The following is an 18,798-nucleotide window of genomic DNA, read 5'->3' on the forward strand; positions in this document are numbered from 1 at the left end:
GCCAGACTGAGCGCCGCCGCGGCGTCCGCGCTCGCGAAGCCCGAGGTGAAGGACAAGCTGCTTGCGATCGGCTTGATCCCTGTGGGGAGCACGCCGGACGGGCTATCCAAGGAACTTGCCACGAATACCGCATTCTGGCAGCCGATCGTGAAAGCGACCGGCTACAAGATCGACAATTAGCTTTGCCGCGCTGCCGCCGCCTGTCGCTCTCTGATCCTGCGGGTACGACCGGAAAAGGCAGCCGTTGCAGCGGGACGTTTCGCCAAGACCATCGGGCCCGCGACAAGCCGGACAAGGCCTGCCATGACGGAAACTGAAATCGTCTTCAGCTGCTGTGATGCAGGCTGCGCGGCAGGCGCGCGCGATCCTTATCGCGTCTTTCGCTGATCGATCTTCTCGCGAATCGCGGCGAGCTCGGCCTCGTCCCAGATGCCGATCAACACGCCGCCTTTGACCTGGAGCTGATTGTCGGCATAGGCGGCGATCTTGGCGCGGCTGGTGGTGATGTGGTCGTTCGGATGCAGCGCCCAGTCGAACAAGGCCGCCTGCAGCCGGGCGATCTCCGCGGCACAGGACGGGTCCTCGCCGCGATCGACGAGCTCCTGAGGATCGCTGGCGAGATCGTACAGCATGGGGCGAAAGCCGGAGGCGTGGATCAATTTCCAGCGTCCGTCGAACACCATGAACAGGCGGCAGCGTTCGATCGGCTGATCGAGCATCAAGCGCACATCCTGCATCGCATAGTCGTATTCGGAGAATGCGACCTTGCGCCAGCCGGAGGGCGTTTTGCCGCGGATCAGCGGCATCAGCGAGCGGCCCTCGAGAATATGCCCGGGCGGCTCGCCGCCGAAATAGTCGACGAAGGTCGGCGCCAGATCGATGGCCTCGACCAGCGCGTCGCAGACCGTGCCGCGCGCGGCATCGGCCTCGGGCGAAGGGTCGATCACGATCAGCGGGATTTTTGCCGAGGCGTCGTGGAACAGGTCCTTTTCGCCCATCCAATGATCGCCGAGATAATCGCCGTGATCGGAGGTGAACACGATCATCGTCGTGTCGAGCAGGCCGCGCTCGCCCAAGAACTCCATCAGCACGCCCATCTGATCGTCGATCTGCGTGATCAGGCCCATATAGGCCGGGATCACCTTGGCCCGCGCCTCGTCGCGCGCCATGTTGCGCGAATAGCGCATGCTCATATAGGCGGCGAACACCGGATGCGCGCTCTGCCGTTCCGCTTGCGAGCGCACCGCGGGCTGCACGTCGCCCGCGCCGTACATGCTGGCGTAAGGCTCTGGCGCGATGTAGGGCCAGTGCGGCTTGATGTAGGACAAATGCAGGCACCACGGCCGTTCGTCGGTTTCGGACTCGCTGATGAAGTCCATCGCGCGGCGGGTCATGTAGGGCGTCTCGGAATGCTGTTCCGGGATGCGCGCGGCCTTGTCGGAATGCGCCAGAAGCCAGCCGTTCTGCAGGCTGCCCGCGGCGTCGGCGCCGGAGTTCGCCCAATGCTCCCAGGGATTTTGCGCCTCATAGCCGTGCTCGCGCAGATATGCGTCATAGCGCGGCCGTGGCCGTCCTGTCGGATGTAGCCCGTCGTCCCGTTCATAGGGCTCGAAGCCGCATTCCGCGACATGCACGCCGATGATCGAATCCGGCGGGATGCCGAGCAGCTTCATGCCTTCGAGGTCCGGGGCCATGTGGGTCTTGCCGACCAGCACGTTGCGCACGCCGATCTTTTTCAGGTGATCGCCGAGCGTCGGCTCTCCGACGCGCAGCGGCCAGCCGTTCCAATGCGAGCCGTGCGAGCGCATGTAACGCCCGGTGTAGAACGACATCCGCGATGGGCCGCAGATCGGGGACTGCACATAGGCGTTCCGGAAACGCACCCCCCGTTCGGCCATCGCGTCGATGTTCGGGGTTTTCAGCTTGGGATGGCCGCTGCAGCCGAGATAATCATGGCGAAGCTGGTCGCACATGATCCAGACGATGTTTTTCGCACGCGGCATGATCGGAAGGCTTACGGCATTTTCAGGTTGGTCATGCTGCGATATCACGCCGCCGATGACAAGCGCGCGCCGCGCGAACTCACACGGTCCACGGCTCCATTTGCGCCGCGCCCTTGGCCTTGGCCGAGACCGGCGCTTCGCCGACCACCTCAGCGAGCGCCCGCAGCGCATCCTTGACGCCGGTGCCGATCGCGCCGGAGATCAGCAGCGGGGTTTTCTTCGCGGCACGCTTGAGGCGGTCCTTCTGCTTCTTCAATTCTTCCGGGCCGACTGCGTCGATCTTGTTCAGCGCGACGATCTCGACCTTGTCGGTAAGCGCGCCGCCATAGGCCTCGAGCTCGTTGCGTACGGTCTTGTAGGCCTTGCCGGCATGCTCGCAGGTCGCGTCGACCAGGTGCAGCAGCACGCGGCAGCGCTCGATATGGCCGAGAAACCGGTCGCCGAGGCCGGTGCCCTCATGGGCGCCCTCGATCAGGCCCGGAATGTCCGCGAGCACGAATTCGCGGCCATCGGCATTCACGACGCCGAGCTGGGGATGCAGCGTCGTGAAGGGATAATCGGCGATCTTCGGCCGCGCGGCGCTGACGGCCGCCAGAAACGTCGACTTGCCGGCATTGGGCAGACCGACCAGGCCGGCATCCGCGATCAGCTTCAGGCGGAGCCAGATCCAGCGTTCCTCGCCCGGCAGGCCGGGGTTGGCGTTGCGCGGCGCGCGGTTGGTGGCGGACTTGAAATGCGCGTTGCCGAAACCGCCATTGCCGCCCTCCGAGAGGACGAATGTCTCGCCGAGCCTGGTGAAGTCGTGGATCAGGGTTTCGCGATCCTCGTCGAACACCTGGGTCCCGACCGGCACCTTCAGCACGATCGGCTTGCCATTGGCGCCATGGCGGTCCTTGCCCATGCCGTTGGTGCCCTTCTGCGCCTTGAAGTGTTGCTGATAGCGGTAGTCGATCAGCGTGTTCAGCCCGTCGACGGCTTCGATCACGACGTCCCCGCCACGGCCGCCATTGCCGCCGGAGGGGCCGCCGAACTCGATATACTTCTCGCGGCGGAACGCCACGCAGCCGTTGCCGCCGTCGCCGGAGCGGACATAGACCTTTGCTTCATCGAGGAATTTCATGAACCCTAGGTAGGGCAGGGCAGCCATTGCGGCAACCCAAAGATAGGCTGAAAGCCTGCTATTTTGCGCTGTCGTTAAGACGCTCGGCTGCGCTGCCCGGCAATCGCCGCTATGGTAGGTTTTGCGCGCCGCGCCACGCAGAAGGAGGCCCTATGAAGCGCCGTCAATTCATGGCCGTTCTCGGTGGCGTCGCGGCTCTGCCACTCGGCGCGGTCGCTGAGCCGCAGGCTGCGCCTGTGATCGGCTTCCTGCATGCGGGATCACCGGACCAAAACCGGACGCGCCTCGACGCGTTTCGCAAGGGGCTCGCCGAGGGCGGCTTTGTCGAGGGCCGGAATCTGACCGTCGAATACCGTTGGGCGTCGGGTCGGCACAGCAGATTGCCGGAACTCGCCGCCGATCTGGTCCGCAGGCCCGTGGACATGATCGTCACGCCTGGCAGCACGGCCGCCGCGATGGCGGCGAAAGCCGTGACCTCGACGATCCCGATCGTGTTCTCCACCGGCACCGATCCGGTCGATCTCGGCCTGGTTGCGAGCCTCAGCCGTCCCGGCGGCAACGTCACCGGAATCACATCGCTGAATACGGAGCTTGCGGCGAAGCGGCTTGGAACCCTGCGCGAACTGGTCCCGAGCGCGTCGCGCTATTTCGCTTTGGTGAAGCCGAACTCGGAACTGGCGGCGCCGTTCGTCAGGGACCTGCAGCGGGCCGCGTCCGGCGTAGGCGTGCAGGTCGAGGTCCTGAACGCCAACAGCGCGGCCGAAATCGACGCGGCCTTCGCCGGCATCCCGCGCGAGGGCGGATGCGGCATGGTGTTCGGCCCCGAAGGATTCTTCTACGTTCATCGCGCGCACATCGCCGAACTGGCGCTGCAGCGGCTGTTGCCGACGATCTTCGACATTCGCGATTATGTCGATGCCGGCGGGCTCGCCAGCTACGGATCGGACTACGACAACGTGATGGAGCTGACCGGCAATTATGCCGCGCGGGTCTTGAAGGGCGAGAAGCCGTCCGACCTGCCGGTGCAGCAGGCGACGAAGTTCGAGATGGTGATCAATCGCAGGACGGCAAAGATGCTCGGCATCGAGATCGCGCCGACGCTGCTTGCGACCGCGGACGACGTGATCGATTGATCGGAGCATTTCCCGGAAAGGTGGGCACCAGCTTTTGGGAAGAAAATACGACCAATAGAGGCAACACTAGGCAGGCCGCCTTCGGATCAGAAACTTCTGCATCCCGTCGAGCACCAGTTCGCGGCGCTGGTTGAACACGGTGCTGCGCAAGGCGACAACGCCGGTTGTGCGGCCGGGCACCAGCTCGATCACTTCCAGCGCCGGATAGAGGGTATCACCGGCGAACACGGGCTGTAGAAACCGGCTCGACTGCTCGAGAAAGCCGACCAGCGAGTCCTCCACCAGATATGGAAACAACCCGGCGCCCGGCGCAGTGTGGATCAGGGTCTGAAAGCCGTGGGCGAGCAAGTTGGGCATGCCGCGGGCCCGGCAATATTCGGCGTCATAATGCACCGGATGGGTGTCGCCGCTGGCGGTCTGGAACGCCGCGAACACCGCCGACGTCATGGTGCGGCTCGGGATGACGAAGCGCTCGCCGCACACGAAATCCTCGAACCAGCGCTGCTCCGGCACCATGCGGTGGCTCGCGGGATCGAAGTCTGGCATGTAGAGGCCTGTTTCCTCGCCGGAAGAAGACGTACGGGTATCGTACGGAGTGGCTTGCGGCAACTGCTTCAATTCGTCATGGCCCGGCATGTCCCGGCTTGTCCCGTGCATCCATGCCGATACAACAATGCTGCACGGAAGACGGGGACGGCCGAAACCAGTCCAGCCTTGACGGGAATGCCGCTGCCGCCCATGAGCCTGTTCGCAAAAATTTCGCCCGACAACGACGCGCGTTCCGCTCGATTGGCCGGCATCGGATTGATGCTGCTGTCGGTGTTCATGTTCTCGTTCGGCGATGCCCTCGGCAAATTCCTGGTCGCGACCTATTCGGTCGGGCAACTCCTGTGCCTGCGCGGCTGCGCGGCGCTGGTCGTGCTGTCGCCGGCGATCTGGCGGAGCCGCAGAAAATTCGCGCGGATCGAGCGGCCTTGTCTGCAGCTGTTCCGGGTCACGCTCTCGGCGCTCGAGGTTGCTGCGTTCTTTCTCGCCACCGTCTATCTGCCGCTCGCCGATGTCGTCACCTGCTATCTCGCCTGTCCGATCTTTGTCACCGCCTTGTCGGCGGTCGTGCTGCGCGAGCATGTCGGCTGGCGGCGCTGGAGCGCCATTCTGGTCGGCTTTCTGGGCGTCCTGATTGCGCTGCGGCCGTCGGCGCAGACCGTCAGCCTGCCGGCTCTGATCGCACTCGGCGGCAGCCTGTCGTTTTCGGTGTTGATGCTGGTCACCCGCTCATTGCGGACGACGCCCGATCTGGTGATGGCGACGTCGCAATTCGTCGGTACGTGCGCGCTCGGTGCGGTGATGGCGCCGTTCGGCTGGGTGACACCGGGCGCCGGCAGCCTGGTGCTGTTCGCAGCGGCCGGCTGCATCTCGGCGAGCGCGCTGCTTTGCGTCAATCGCTCGCTCAAGCTGGCGCCGGCGAGCGTCGTGGCGCCCTACCAATATTCGATGATCATCTGGGCCATGATGTTCGGCCGCATCGTGTTCGGCGACGTACCGTCGGGGAACACGATTGTCGGGGCAGCCGTCATCATCGGGGCCGGGATCTATATTTTCCTGCGTGAGTGCGACCTCGGCCGCGGAGAGACGGTCGTCAATCCGCCGGCGTGAGTGCGTCAACCTCGGCGAGGACGACCATCCAGGGGGCGCTCAGCGCGGCCGTTTGGTCGAGTTGGCCCAGTTCTTCAGCGAGGACCAGACGCCGCGCGAGAGGCGGAAGCTGTCGACCGGGGTCGACGAACCGAGCGCCTCGAAGCGGTGCAGCTCCACGCCGCTCCACCGGAAGCCGCACTTCTCCAGCACGCTGCGCGACGCCGGGTTGGCGACGCGGGCGCCGGCGTAAAGCAGCTCGAAATCGAATTCATCGAAGAAATAGTCGATCACCGCGCGCGCGGCCTCTGTGGCAAAACCTTGCCCCCAATAGTCGATGCCGAGCCAATAGCCGAGTTCGGCGAGCTCGGGCTCGCGCCAGCAGATTCCGATCATGCCGATCGGCACGAAATTGTTCTCGATCAGGAACGCGATATCGCGGTGCTCGTCCGCCATGGTGCGCACGAAATCGACGGCATGGTCCGGGGAATAGGGATGCGGCAGGCGCCTGGTATTTTCTGCGATGCGGCGGTCATTGGCCAGGCGCGCAATCGCTTTTACGTCCGCGAGCGTCGGGCTGCGCAACAGTAGCCGCTCGGTCTCGAGGACGCGAGGACAGGCCTCGCGCAAAGTGGGGGTTCGAAAATCCTGCAGCATCTAGAGCTCCTGAACCTGCGATCCCTGCGATCAAAGAACGCATCGAATCAAAAAGGAGAGGCCGGTATCCCGCCTCCCCTTCGGAGCCTTCTGGACTCCGCCGGTTTGTCAGGACCCGGCGGACTCATGTCGTCCACCGTCTATTCGGCTGCAGCCTCCGTCATCGGACGAACCGATACGAACGTGCGGCCGTTGGCTTTGGCTCGGAATTCGACATGACCCTCAACCTTGGCAAACAGAGTGTGGTCGGTTCCCATGCCGACATTAAGGCCGGGATGCCAGGTGGTGCCGCGCTGGCGCGCGATGATATTGCCGGGAATCACATGCTCGCCACCAAAGGTCTTGATACCAAGGCGCTTGCCCTTGGAATCACGTCCGTTCCGCGATGAACCGCCTGCTTTTTTGTGAGCCATGGCCCGTCTCCAACTTGAGCGTTCTGTAGGTCAATTCCCTGAAGGAATCATTTCAATTCTTTTCACGCAAAAGTACCCGCGTGTCACGTTTGATCACTTTTGCCGCTCGCAGCATTGCGCGCGCGGCCTCGGAGCAAAGCTTGCCGCAGTGTCTGCACCGCTAGTCCTCGTCGTCCTCGTCGGGCACCGGCGCCGCCTTCACCTTCTTCGGCCGCGGGCCGATCGTAGGTTTTGCGTTGTCGGCGAGAATCTCGGTGATGCGCAGCACCGTGATCTCGTCGCGGTAACCGCGCTTGCGCTTCGAATTCTTGCGCCGCCGCTTCTTGAACGAGATCACCTTCGGCCCGCGCTTGTGCTGCAGCACTTCCGCCGCCACGGTCGCGCCCGCCACGGTGGGCAGGCCCAGCACCGGCGTCTCGCCGCCGAGCACCAGCACGTCACCAAGCTGCACGATCGAGCCGACATCGCCGGCGATCTTGCCAATCTCGAGCACATCATCCGGAACGACGCGGTATTGCCGCCCGCCGGTTTTGATGACTGCGAACATCGTTTAATTCCTTCGTGTTCGATCCCGGCCTCGGATTGATCCGGGCCGGCTTTTTGTTCAGCCGCTATGTTGTAAAGTCGTTGTTTTACTATGCAATTGGGTCGCTATCGGGCACGCTTTCGCGCCAGAGCCCCCGTCTTATGCGACACAAAAACAAGCGGCGCGAGAAATCCCGCGCCGGATGCGGGGACTTATAGCGGCGGCCGGCCTGGAGTCAAGGTAAACTGACCCGAAAATCGCCCGGAATGACGGATTTGGCGGTCTTCCGGTGCCGCAGCCGGCGCTTTCCCTGGGTGTGCCCACCCCAATGAAACCAAAGAGTTCCCCCGCCGTTGTCATCGGGTTCCGGCAGCGGGCAGGGCAAAAATGGCCGAAGATGTAATTACGACCACGGGCATCGCCCGCCACGGCGCCACGCGTCTGCCGTCCGTCGACGTCGACAGCTTCAATATCGAGCTGAAGGACGAGGAAGGGTTTTTGGGCGACCGCGCCTCGAAGGGCGCGTTCCGCAAGATTCTCGATCGTTGGCGCAGGCCGCTGCGCAAATCCGGCGAAGATCCGTTCGGGGAGGAGCCCTCGGACAAGATCAGCAAGAAGGTCCTCGACGACATCCTGGTCGGCGACGACACCGAGGCCTCGGCGATCGTGCACAGCGCGATCGAGGAATTCGCCCAGGAACTGGCCTATGTGACGCGGCGGTTTCTCAAGACCAAGGCCTGGGCCAAGACCGAACGCATCGTCGTCGGCGGCGGGTTTCGCGACAGCCGGCTCGGCGAACTCGCGATCGCGCGCACCGACATCATCCTGAAGTCGGAAGATTTCAAGATCGACATGCTGCCGATCCGCTTCCATCCCGACGATGCCGGGCTGATCGGCACCTTGCATCTGGCGCCGTCGTGGATTTTCCAGGCTCATGACAGCATCCTCGCGGTCGACATTGGCGGCACCAATATCCGTTGCGGCGTGGTCGAGACCGGCTGGAAGAAGGCGCCGGACCTGTCGAAGGCCTCGGTCTGGAAATCCGACCTGTGGCGGCATGCCGACGATGAGCCAACTCGCGAAGGCGCAGTGAAGCGGCTGGTCAAGATGCTCAAAGGCCTGATCGCGGCTGCCGACACCGAAGGATTCAAGCTCGCCCCCTTCATCGGCATCGCCTGTCCCGGCGTGATCGACGAAGACGGTTCGATCGAGAAGGGTGCGCAGAACCTGCCCGGCAATTGGGAGAGCTCAAAGTTCAACCTGCCTTCCAGCCTGGTCGAGGCGATCCCGATGATCGGCGAACACGACACCGCCGTGCTGATGCACAACGACGGCGTGGTGCAGGGGCTTTCCGAGGTACCGTTCATGCAGGACGTCGAACGCTGGGGCGTGCTGACCATCGGCACCGGCCTCGGCAATGCGCGCTTCACCAATCGGCGCAAGGACAACGGTAAGGACAACGGCAGGGAAAACAGCAAGAACAGGGACGACAAGAAGGACAAGGACGAGAATAGAGACAAGAAAGCGAAGCAATAGGCCATAACAACGCCGTACTATTACGTGATCGCTCCGTGGTGAATACGTAGAAAACGTGCGTATGTACTGCGAGTAACCTTGTTCGGTTACGTTAAAAACGACTTCGTATTGCGACGCAAAATATGATCGCTACGGTGACTTCGTCGGCTCATGGCTGGCCGGAGAAACCGCGCTTCGCCGGCCTTCCCCGCTCATGAGACGGCACGGGACCGCCAAAATTCTTAGTTGCGTATTGGCGGTCCCACCTTTTCTCCTCTCACTCCCATCCAATCCGCTTGAAGAACGTCGCGATCTGCGCTGCCGCGCGATCCGGATCCTCGCGATGCGGGAAATGCCCGACGCCCGGCAGCAGCGCCAGGTCGAGATCGGCGAACGTCTCGCTCAGGCGATCGGTCCAGGAAAACGGAAACAGTGGATCGCGCTCCGCCCAGCGCACGCAGGTCGGCACCTCGATTGCGGGAAGTTTTGGCGCCGCGCCCTTCATCATCTGGATACGGCCGGCGTGCGATGCGCGGTAATGCGCGAAGCCGCCTTCGAGGTTGCCGGGCTTGAGGAAGTTGTCGGTGAACGCCTCCAGCATGTCGTCGAAGGCCTCCTTGCGATGCGACCATGCCTTCAGGAAATGTCCGATATAGGTTTTGCAGCTGTCGCGGGTCGCGCCGACCAGGGCGGGCGCCATCGCCATCTGGTGAAACGACTGATACCAGATCTGGCTGAGCCGGTCGGGCTCCGCCATCCGCGGCCCGATGCCGGGATAGACGAAATCGAAGAAGAACAGTCCACAGAGGCGCCCCGGCGCGCGGCGCGCCAAAGGCTGCATCACAGCCCCGCCGACATCGTGCCCGACCACGCCGAAGCGGGCGATGCCGAGCTCATCCATGAGCGCCAGCAAATCGGTCGTGTGCTGCTCGGGCCCGAACGGGCCCTCCGGCTTGTCGCTGTCGCCAAACCCGCGCAGATCCGGCGCCAGCAACGTATAGCGGTCGGCGAGCCGGCTCATCACCGGCTCCCAGGTCAGCCAGAATTCGGGCCAGCCATGCAGCAGCAGTAGCGGCTTGCCGGTCCCGAGCCTGGCGATGTGAAACGTCGCGCCATTGGCGTGAACCTTGAGGTGCTCGATCATCGAAAATCCTTCTTTCCCGGCGGGCGGGTGAAGGATTTATCATTCCGCGCCTTGTCTGGTTAGCCGTCCTCGCCTAGAACACGGCCCCGACCACCGGGGTCACCCCCGATTTGGCGCACCTTGGAGAGGTGGCAGAGTGGTTGAATGCACCGCACTCGAAATGCGGCATAGGTGCAAGCCTATCGGGGGTTCGAATCCCTCCCTCTCCGCCATCCCGACGTTCGCATTTGTTCGCCATCGTCCGCCAACCCACTGAAAAATCGCCGTAATTTTAACGTTTGATGCCTGCTCGCGTCCGCTCCGGTTCACCCAAAACGTGGGTAAATGGCGCGCAGAACGTGGGTAGCATCGTGGGTAACGCGGCGAGGCGGAGATGGCGCATCTGGTGGGCCGGTTGACGGCGCTAAAGGTTGCGAAGGTCAAGAAACGCGGCATGTACGCTGATGGCGGCGGCCTCTATCTGCAGGTCTCTGGCGATGGTGAAAACACGCCAGCCAAATCCTGGATCTTTCGCTTCACCCTTCGCGGCCGCTCCCGCGAAATGGGCCTCGGTTCCTTCTCGATCTTTGGGCTGGCCGAAGCGCGGGCTAAGGCAGCCGAGTATCGACGGCAAGTGTACGAAGGTATCGATCCGATCGAGGCGCGCCGAGCCCATCGCGCCCAAGCTGTGCTTCAGGCAGCCGCCGCGCTGACCTTCAAGGAATGCACCAAGCAGTATCTCGCAGCTCACAGCGCGGGCTGGCGCAACGCCAAGCACGCCGCGCAATGGAACTCGACGCTGAAGACGTATGCCGAGCCGGTGATCGGTTCGCTCTCGGTCCACAGTATCGACACCGCGATGGTGATGAAGATCATCGAGCCGTTGTGGTCGAAGAAGCCGGAAACAGCATCGCGACTGCGCGGCCGGATCGAAGCCGTGCTCGATTGGGCGACTGTGCGCGGCTTTCGCCAAGGTGAGAACCCGGCTCGATGGCGCGGCCATCTCGACAAGTTGCTGCCGGCCCGCGCCAAGGTGCGCCAGGTCAAGCACCATGCTGCTTTGCCCTATGATGAGCTGCCTGCATTCATAACCGCCTTGCGTGCGCAAGAAGGGGTCGCAGCTCGCGCGCTCGAGTTCCTGATCCTCACGGCCGCGCGCACAGGTGAGGTGATCGGTGCGCGACCGGAAGAAGTCAAGGATAAGATCTGGACGGTGCCTGCGGGACGCATGAAAGCGTCGAAGGAGCACCGCGTTCCGTTGTCAGCAGCTGCGCTCGCCATCGTCGAGACTCGTCGAAAGGAGCAGGGCGGCGCGCATTTGTTTCCGGGCGGCAAGCGCGAGAAGCCGCTTAGCAATATGGCCATGCTGGCATTGCTCGACCGAATGGGCCGTTCGGACCTGACTGCGCACGGCTTCCGCTCGACTTTCCGGGACTGGGCCGCCGAGTGCACGAACTATCCGAACGAAGTGGTCGAGATGGCGCTCGCCCACACGATCAACAATAAGGTCGAGGCTGCTTACCGCCGAGGCGATCTGTTCGACAAGCGGAAATCGTTGATGTCCGATTGGGCGACTTTCTGCGCGTTAAGCGGAGGCGCGGATCAAAAGATCATCCCAATCCGCGCATGAAGTGCTAATACCTGTCTTCGACAAACATTGCTCCGCTGCTGCCGGCGTGCGCGGCGCTCTCCTATTCAACGCAGGCTCACGACCCGAAGGTCATAGGTTCAAATCCTAGCATTCGTACAATCGAGTGCCGAGCGTTACAATTTTCTACATGGCACATGAAAATTCGTTCGAACGGGCGGGTCCGATAACGAGCCAGCTTCAAGATTTGCCGCGTCGGATATTTTTAGACTCCTGCACCGCGCAGACGCTTCGACGTCACGGCGCGTATATCTACGAGGGAGAACCCATCGAAGCAGGAGACCGCGTCTACGGCGTCACGGATGGTGTCGCAAACGTTGAAGCCTTGCGCCAGATCTCCTCGGTAAGCCAGCGCGCGTTCGAATGGATCGTTTCAACTGGTAGCCTGAATGAAGCGCGCGAGAAGCGCGATCGCGCTCATATGCAATCGTTGTGGGACATCGCCGATCATTCTCGGGTGTGCCTTGAATCTGACGGACCGTCCCCTGCTAGCGTGGCCTTAAGTGAACGCCTTGGCGAAGCCCAGTTCGGGTATCTGAGCTCAGCTGACCGCCGCTTGATCCAGGAAGCTGTCGCCCTTCGATGCAACGCATTCCTGAAGGTTGAACGCCGCTTGCCGACCAATGCCGCACATCTGGAAAAGCAGCTTGGCATTCGCGTTCTAACGCCTATCCAGCACTGGGCGGCCTTGCGGCCGTTCGCGGCCCTGTGGGTCTAACAAGTGTCGCACAAGGCACCCGGATCCAGCGCGCTGTGCGCATGTCTCATTTGAACTTGGAACCCAGCCGCATGCCCGCTAAAGTGGTGGCATGGCATGCGTTCGGCGCCACGACGTGATGTGTTCGATCCGCTTGCGGAAGGTCGAGTGACGTAATTCCAAATTTAAGTTGATCTCACGGCGTTCTCGCGCTGCACGGATCGATTGCCTCCTAAGGTGGGCCGAGTAAGGGCGAAGATGGCGAACAACAGTAGCGATTGGGCGGAGCGTCAAAGCGGGTGGAAGCAGCAGCCGGAGGACCTTCGAAGTCCCTTCGATGTGGATTACGCGCGAATAGTGCACTCCGGTTCGTTTCGCCGCCTTCAAGGCAAGACGCAAATCCTCAACCTCGGCGACAGCGATTTTTACCGCACGCGACTGACCCATTCGCTGGAAGTCGCGCAAATCGCCGGGAGCATTGCTCGTCAACTTGAGGGCAAATACGCGACCCATGAGGCGCACCAATATATTCCGCCGCTTAGCCTAATTCAGTCAGCAGGATTCAGCCATGACCTCGGCCACCCGCCCTTTGGCCACGGCGGGGAGGTCGCGCTAAATTATTGCATGCGCGGGCTTGGTGGTTTTGAGGGCAATGGTCACACGCTTCGTATTCTCGCGCGCCTTGAAAATTTTTCCGTAGCACACGGGTCGGATCTGAGCCGCCGCGCGATGCTGGCGGTCCTGAAATATCCAGTCTCGTTTAGTCGGGCAGTCAATCCCAAAATCGTCCCTGCGCTGTACGAAACCGCCACGTCTATTCGGACCCTCGATACTAAGGTGTGCAAACCTCCGAAATGCTATTTCGATTCAGAGGATGATATCGTCGATTGGATTTTAATGCCGCTTAGCAACACTGACCGCGACGAATTTCAAGCTTGTGATCCCGTAGACGGCAAACACAGCAAGCCACGACACAAGTCGTTCGACTGCAGCATAATGGATGTGTCGGATGATATCGCTTACGGTGTCCATGATTTGGAAGACGCCATTGCGCTCGGCTTGATCCGCGAGAGCCATTTCAGACAGCACGTCTCCGAGGCTGCTAGCGCTCCCTTTCTCGATGCGCTTAAGCAGAAATATCCAGGTGAAGCCGCCAATAATGTTTATGACCGTTTCGTCGCGCAGATCTTTGGCTCCGGAAAAGAGCGCAAACACTTCATCAGCCGACTTGTGCACCACTTCGTTACAAACATCGAGATTGAGAAGGTTGCAAGTTTACAAAGTCCGCTGATCCGCTATCGCGCGGTCTTAGGTGAACCGCAGCGGCTCTTTCTGTCCGCTCTCCAGTCGCTTGTCGTCGAAAAAGTAATCCGGACACCGAACGTACAGCACCTGGAGTTCAAGGGGCAGAAGATGGTTGTCTCGGTCTTCGAAGCGCTATGCTCCAACCCCGCGTCCTTGCTGCCCGAAGACGCTCGCCAGGCCTATGACACTTCCGGAAACGACCAGCGCGTGATTTGCGATTATGTCGCCGGAATGACTGACGAGTTCTTGCTTAAAACGTACGATCGCCTCTTCAGCCCGCGGATGGGCTCAGTGTTCGATAAGCTGTGAGCAGGTGTCGTACGTCATGACGAACGCGCTAGCTTACAAAAAGGACTTTGCCTTCAACGCAATTTGTCCCTACTACACGATGTTTCCGCTCGAATATCCCATGAGAATTATGCGGAAGCACCGAGCGAATTCGCCAGTTGTTGTAGACCCCTTTTGTGGTCGAGGGACAACAATCTACGCCGCAAGACGCTTAGGTCTCACATCCTTCGGATTTGACACGTCGCCAATCGCAGCTGCGATTGCTCAAGCCAAGCTTGCAAGCGCCGGTCTCGACGAAATTGTCGAGCTTGGACGAGCGCTTCTCGCCAAAAAGCCAAAGCATGTGCCGAATTCGGCATTTTTCAATCGCGCCTTCTCAAAGAAGACCCTCACCCAAATTTGTAGCCTTCGTGAAGGATTGCTCGCCGAAGAACGTCCGTCGCACGCCTCGGCGCTCTTACGTGCGTCAGCGCTTGGCTGTTTGCACGGGCCGCTAATTACGGGCGAAATACCAAGCTATTTTTCCAATCAAATGCCACGGACGTTTTCATCGAAGCCTGCTTACTCCGTCAAGTTTTGGAAAGAGCGAGATCTCTATCCACCGGATGTCAATATCATCGACGTGATCAAGAAAAAGCTGGCACGCATAACCGATCTGGAAAGCTATCCCTTCGGAAGGCTTTCGAACGTCAAGTGCTCGGATGCGCGATCCTCCGATTCTTACCGAAACATCAGAAGCGCATCGTTGATCATTACATCGCCTCCTTACTATGGTATGCGAACTTACGTTCAGGATCAATGGCTCCGTATGTGGTTTCTCGGTGGAAGCGAGGACGTCGACTACGAAGTGGATGAACAAATCTGCCATTCGAGCCATCAAGGCTTCATTCTCGACCTCGCAAGAGTTTGGAAGAACCTCGCGAAGCGATCGGAAAACGGGGCCCATCTTTACGTACGATTTGGTACGCTGCCATCAGCAAAGAGCGATGCGAAAGAGTTGCTGCTAGGGTCACTTGAGGAGGCAGAACGCTGGGACTTGATCTCGGTGCGTAATGCTGACACGGCGCATGCGGGAAAGCGCCAGGCGGACCAAATGGGGCAAGATTCGGCACCCTCTGAGGAATTCGACTTCCATGCCGTCTTGAGCTAGTGCCACCGAACCTGACCGGACCTGGTTATCCCGTTGAGCGTGATGGCAATAGTGGATCGATTACCGCAAAATTCCTCCAGGTATGACTTGAGGGCGATCGACGTCTCCGCCGCCTTCTGGTCTGTCGGGAGGTGATAGGCAAGCGACTTTGGCATCAGAAGGATACACTTGGCGCGAGCGCGGGAAACTGCGACGTTTGTCCGCTCCAATTGAAGTAGAAATTGCTCCTCTCCTTCGATGATCTCGGTGTCACCTACGCCATAAGTTACAATGATCGTATTTCGTTCGCCGCCTTGGAAACGCTCAACTGTGTCGATCGCGCTGAAGACGGTTTCCGAGTCGGCCTTCGGAAAAAGCTCTCGCATCTTGCGTAAGACGAGAGCCTTTTGCGCCTTGTGCGGCGTGACAATACCAATTCCCTCATTGAAAAAGTCGTCATCCGTAAATGCGGAAAAACTCGCCTTTGCGCCGGTGTCGAGCTCGCTTGCCATTGCGTGACGAAGCACGAAGGCCAGCCCCGCGACTAATCCTGCCTCAATCTCGTTGGCCTGCGACGACGTCGGATCGTCGTGAATGAGAGCCGTAACGCGTCGTTCCGGCAGCAACAACTCGCTGTAGGCGGTTGTCGCTGGAATACCTGCCGGGAGTTTTGAAACATAATCACCAATCGGATGAAGAAGCTTCAAGTCTTTTCCCGGGGAATGGGCCGAGAGATCCGCCGGGTAGTCGAGAGACCGGGCATATTCAACGAGGTCTGCGTTTGATCGGTAGTTGATTAGCAGCGGCGCCGGAACGATTTTGAAGCGCTTGATCAGATAGGTCTGAATGCTGTCGACAAGGTATTCGGCGTTTTTGGGCGGCTCTAAGTGCTGGATGGGCGGCATTTGCTTGTGGTCGCCAGCGACGATGAGCTGAGCATCGGGTCGCAGGGACGCCAGCGGGCGAAGCGCCAAGGTCAATGGAATCTGCGAACTTTCGTCCAGCACGACCAACTGAAACACAGGGCCTAGAACCGAACCGGTTACGTCGCGTGTCACCTGATCCACGATGTGGGACGTTGTGGAGACGATCGTCGTACGCTTGTCATCGCTTAAGGATTGGAGGAGTTCGTTGTACGCTGCGTCATTGCTATCACGGTTCGCTGTCTTCAAATTGAGATGAGGGGCGGAAATATCGACGGTCGTTGGCAGCCGGGTTCGCGAATAAAGCCAGAAAAAGTCGCAGCTGGCTTTTGCGTCGGTGCTCAGATTTTTGGCGAGGCGGCCGGAAAGCTCCTCGACAGCCCGGTAATTCGGTCCAGTCAGCAATATCTTGCGCGTCGTTCCTTCTCGCACGACTGCGTGCAGAAATGCCACTAGGGTTTCTGTTTTGCCGGTGCCAGGCGGTCCCCAAATAATGGCCAGCTGATTTCCGGCACAGCTGCTGACGGCGTTAATTTGGCTGGTATTGAGGGGATGTTCATTCGTCGTGCTGGCAAATTTCGATAGCGCCGCAACGGCTTTCGCGTCACGCACACTGACCTTCGAAAGTTTATCGCCCTGCCAAAGGACAGAAGCGGCTGGCGTCGCGGCGCCGGTTCCCTTCTTCAGCTTCTTTGCCGCCGTTGTTCCGAGTGCATCCAACGCTTCCTTGGCGGCGACAGCAACTGCCGGATCGCCAATAGCTTTCAGGATTGCGCTCACGGTCGGAGAGTCGTCGTATGGCGCGCCTTCAAGGACGTAGAGAGGGGCTTTGCCGAGCGGAATAAGCCCCGATGCCATGACGGCGCTGAACGAAGACTGCATTTCCTTACGACGTGCGGCAATCCGAACCGTTATCCGTTTGGCTGCTCGATCGAACTGATGAACCAAGACGAGGATTACTGTGTGCATCGGCGCGTATTGACTTTCATCTTGGACAGTCAAGCCCAACGATGATGCATTCTGAAGGGGAAAGCCTGGCCGGTCGACGATTCCGAGCGTGCAATAGTCGCCTTCTTCAATCTTCGCCTCGGTCGAGTCTTCACTGACCTCGAATTCGTACAGACCGTTCTGCTGATCCTTGGCAAGCTTCGTCAGGATGATAGCTTTGTACGACGCTTCTAACCATTCCGGCCGGGTGAGAAATGCGTTCAGCCGCTCAGTGCGGGCGACCGCGGCAGACACCTTCGACCATCGGTCCCAAAGTTTCGAGTCATAAGCGACCCCGTGCAAACCTGATGGGATGGAAGTGTTGAGCGGGGGCGCATTTCCCTCGATATTGGCCTTTAAGTCCTCACGGAGACGCGCGGCGATGCTTGCCAGCGCCCACGTATGAGCTTTGAGGACCGTCTCGTAACGCTGCACCGCTTCGGTCACGCTTTTGGCTTGACCAAAGATACGGACTGTTCCGGTCGGAGATTTCCATATTTCGTAGATACGCTCGCGTGGGATACCGTTTCCAAGGGGCTCGATGTAGTAGTTGTCGATGTTGCGCGGGGTCATCCTCGGATGCGAATAGTGTTCAGCCGTACCCAGAAGCGTAACGGCAAATCGTTGAGGCAGGCGCACGGACGCTGTGACAATGTCGCGTATAAAGACGATGTTCGGGCAAATTGCGTCCGACTTCTCCATGAGCTCTTCGGGCGGGAAAATCCATGCCAACGCCCGTTGCGCCCGGCTTGGCAGATTGAGAACTTCCAGCAAATGCCTGCCAAACGCATTGCAAAGCTCTTCGTACTGCCGGAGTTCCCAAAAGCATATCTGAGTTCGAACTCCACCAAATCCGTGCGTAGTAAATAGCGCTTCGCTGTTCTCCATCCACCCGCCAAGTGTTTCAATAAATGAAGAGAGCGCGGCCCACTCAGCGATAAGCTGGTCTTTGTTGATAACAAATGCGGACTCGCCATAAGACTTGAATGAAGCTGGTTCGCCCCCTTCGACTGGAAACTTCTTTCCAAAAGGGGCAAACAGAATACCCCGTACGGCAACGCCAGTCAGGAAGCCGGAGCCAGCATCAAAATTCACCACGATGTCGTACTCGGCGTTCCTGCCGCGGGCCAAACCAGCTACTTTCGCGTGCTGGTCGACGGTAACTGCGTTCTGGACGATCGAGCTTGCCCGCGCGCCGATCTGAGCACGATCCTTCTTTAGGAAAGCGTGTTTGCGGAGGACGTCCGAGCTCGCATTGATGTTGACGACTTTGCCAACTGTTGGGTGTCCCCCATTGTGGAGCACCTTGCTCGCGCCGCGACTTAACGAAGGCATCTTCGACAAATGATCGGATGTTTCTGCGTTGTGTGAGCAGTAATGATTGGGATGGGCTTTAACGATCGCTTTGTCGGCCGTCGACAACCAGAGCGTATTGCCGAGCCAGTCGCAAGAGCTGCATCGCGGATTGACATGGTAGTCGACGGCATTCCAGCCTTCGGTGTCGCCAAGACGCAAAACACGCGGAAGATCCTCAACGAAGAATTTCCGTACGCTCGGCATATAGATCAAATAGGTTATTAGGCCGTCCTTGAGGTCCGCGCGAAGCGCTTCCAGCCGTTTGGCATGGTTCTGTCCCTCCTTGCTGGCCTTCATTTTTGTGAATTGCGGCATTTCGACATGCCGCCAAAGATAGACG

General features: G+C 60.1%; 15 protein-coding genes, 1 tRNA gene and 1 pseudogene. 9 read left to right on the forward strand and 8 right to left on the reverse strand.

Features of this window, described 5'->3' with window-relative positions; translation table 11 throughout:
• Positions 1-180: pseudogene (locus WCB02_RS31245) on the forward strand (Bug family tripartite tricarboxylate transporter substrate binding protein); the annotation flags it as partial.
• 188 nt (positions 181-368) lie between these two features.
• Here the strand turns inward: WCB02_RS31245 and WCB02_RS31250 are convergent.
• Both WCB02_RS31250 and obgE read right to left on the reverse strand, forming a co-directional pair.
• Positions 369-2,003 carry an alkaline phosphatase family protein gene (locus WCB02_RS31250; RefSeq protein ID WP_423964190.1) on the reverse strand — a complete coding sequence of 545 codons (1,635 nt, stop codon included), beginning with the start codon at positions 2,001-2,003 and terminating at the stop codon, positions 369-371.
• A gap of 79 nt (positions 2,004-2,082) precedes the next feature.
• Positions 2,083-3,123: a GTPase ObgE gene (gene obgE / locus WCB02_RS31255; RefSeq protein WP_423964192.1), complete on the reverse strand. Its 1,041-nt coding sequence runs from the start codon at positions 3,121-3,123 to the stop codon at positions 2,083-2,085.
• 152 nt (positions 3,124-3,275) lie between these two features.
• On the opposite strand from obgE, the gene WCB02_RS31260 reads away from it, so the two are divergent.
• Positions 3,276-4,256, forward strand: coding sequence for an ABC transporter substrate-binding protein (locus WCB02_RS31260; protein ID WP_423964194.1), 981 nt, complete (start codon positions 3,276-3,278; stop codon positions 4,254-4,256).
• A gap of 66 nt (positions 4,257-4,322) precedes the next feature.
• Here the strand turns inward: WCB02_RS31260 and WCB02_RS31265 are convergent, their stop codons facing one another.
• Positions 4,323-4,802: a MaoC family dehydratase gene (locus WCB02_RS31265; RefSeq protein WP_423964221.1), complete on the reverse strand. Its 480-nt coding sequence runs from the start codon at positions 4,800-4,802 to the stop codon at positions 4,323-4,325.
• 192 nt (positions 4,803-4,994) lie between these two features.
• Between WCB02_RS31265 and WCB02_RS31270 the strand changes: the two genes are divergently transcribed.
• Positions 4,995-5,912: a DMT family transporter gene (locus WCB02_RS31270; protein ID WP_423964223.1), complete on the forward strand. Its 918-nt coding sequence runs from the start codon at positions 4,995-4,997 to the stop codon at positions 5,910-5,912.
• Between the two features lie 39 nt (positions 5,913-5,951).
• Here WCB02_RS31270 and WCB02_RS31275 read toward each other — a convergent pair whose 3' ends face one another.
• The 3 genes from WCB02_RS31275 to rplU all read right to left on the reverse strand — a co-directional run bounded on the left by WCB02_RS31275 (position 5,952) and on the right by rplU (position 7,508).
• Positions 5,952-6,548: a GNAT family N-acetyltransferase gene (locus WCB02_RS31275; protein ID WP_423964196.1), complete on the reverse strand. Its 597-nt coding sequence runs from the start codon at positions 6,546-6,548 to the stop codon at positions 5,952-5,954.
• Positions 6,549-6,688: 140 nt separating this feature from the next.
• A complete protein-coding gene (gene rpmA, locus WCB02_RS31280; RefSeq protein ID WP_423964200.1) occupies positions 6,689-6,961 on the reverse strand; it encodes a 50S ribosomal protein L27 in 273 nt (90 codons plus the stop codon).
• A 160-nt stretch (positions 6,962-7,121) separates the two neighbouring features.
• Positions 7,122-7,508: a 50S ribosomal protein L21 gene (gene rplU / locus WCB02_RS31285; RefSeq protein ID WP_423964203.1), complete on the reverse strand. Its 387-nt coding sequence runs from the start codon at positions 7,506-7,508 to the stop codon at positions 7,122-7,124.
• 366 nt (positions 7,509-7,874) lie between these two features.
• Between rplU and WCB02_RS31290 the strand changes: the two genes are divergently transcribed.
• A complete protein-coding gene (locus WCB02_RS31290; protein WP_423964205.1) occupies positions 7,875-9,023 on the forward strand; it encodes an ROK family protein in 1,149 nt (382 codons plus the stop codon).
• 256 nt (positions 9,024-9,279) lie between these two features.
• On the opposite strand, the gene WCB02_RS31295 is transcribed toward WCB02_RS31290, so the two are convergent.
• Positions 9,280-10,146, reverse strand: a complete 867-nt coding sequence (locus WCB02_RS31295; protein WP_423964207.1) for an alpha/beta fold hydrolase — start codon at positions 10,144-10,146, stop codon at positions 9,280-9,282.
• A 122-nt stretch (positions 10,147-10,268) separates the two neighbouring features.
• Here WCB02_RS31295 and WCB02_RS31300 point away from each other — a divergent pair.
• From WCB02_RS31300 to WCB02_RS31320, 5 genes are all read left to right on the forward strand, one after another.
• Positions 10,269-10,358, forward strand: a tRNA-Ser gene (locus WCB02_RS31300).
• A gap of 161 nt (positions 10,359-10,519) precedes the next feature.
• On the forward strand, positions 10,520-11,755 hold the full coding sequence (locus WCB02_RS31305) for a tyrosine-type recombinase/integrase (RefSeq protein ID WP_423964209.1): 1,236 nt from the start codon (positions 10,520-10,522) through the stop codon (positions 11,753-11,755).
• 148 nt (positions 11,756-11,903) lie between these two features.
• Positions 11,904-12,491 carry a hypothetical protein gene (locus tag WCB02_RS31310; protein WP_423964211.1) on the forward strand — a complete coding sequence of 196 codons (588 nt, stop codon included), beginning with the start codon at positions 11,904-11,906 and terminating at the stop codon, positions 12,489-12,491.
• Between the two features lie 237 nt (positions 12,492-12,728).
• Positions 12,729-14,084, forward strand: a complete 1,356-nt coding sequence (locus WCB02_RS31315; protein WP_423964213.1) for an anti-phage deoxyguanosine triphosphatase — start codon at positions 12,729-12,731, stop codon at positions 14,082-14,084.
• A 16-nt stretch (positions 14,085-14,100) separates the two neighbouring features.
• A complete protein-coding gene (locus WCB02_RS31320) occupies positions 14,101-15,213 on the forward strand; it encodes a DNA methyltransferase (protein ID WP_423964216.1) in 1,113 nt (370 codons plus the stop codon).
• Here the strand turns inward: WCB02_RS31320 and WCB02_RS31325 are convergent.
• The gene (locus WCB02_RS31325; protein WP_423964219.1) at positions 15,210-18,773 is read right to left on the reverse strand and encodes a DEAD/DEAH box helicase; all 3,564 of its coding nucleotides are present in this window, start codon (positions 18,771-18,773) and stop codon (positions 15,210-15,212) included. The two genes, WCB02_RS31320 and WCB02_RS31325, sit on opposite strands and share 4 nt — an antisense overlap.
• Positions 18,774-18,798: the final 25 nt, after the last annotated feature.

The sequence above is a fragment of the Bradyrhizobium sp. genome, assembly GCF_049581145.1.
GTDB lineage: Bacteria > Pseudomonadota > Alphaproteobacteria > Rhizobiales > Xanthobacteraceae > Bradyrhizobium.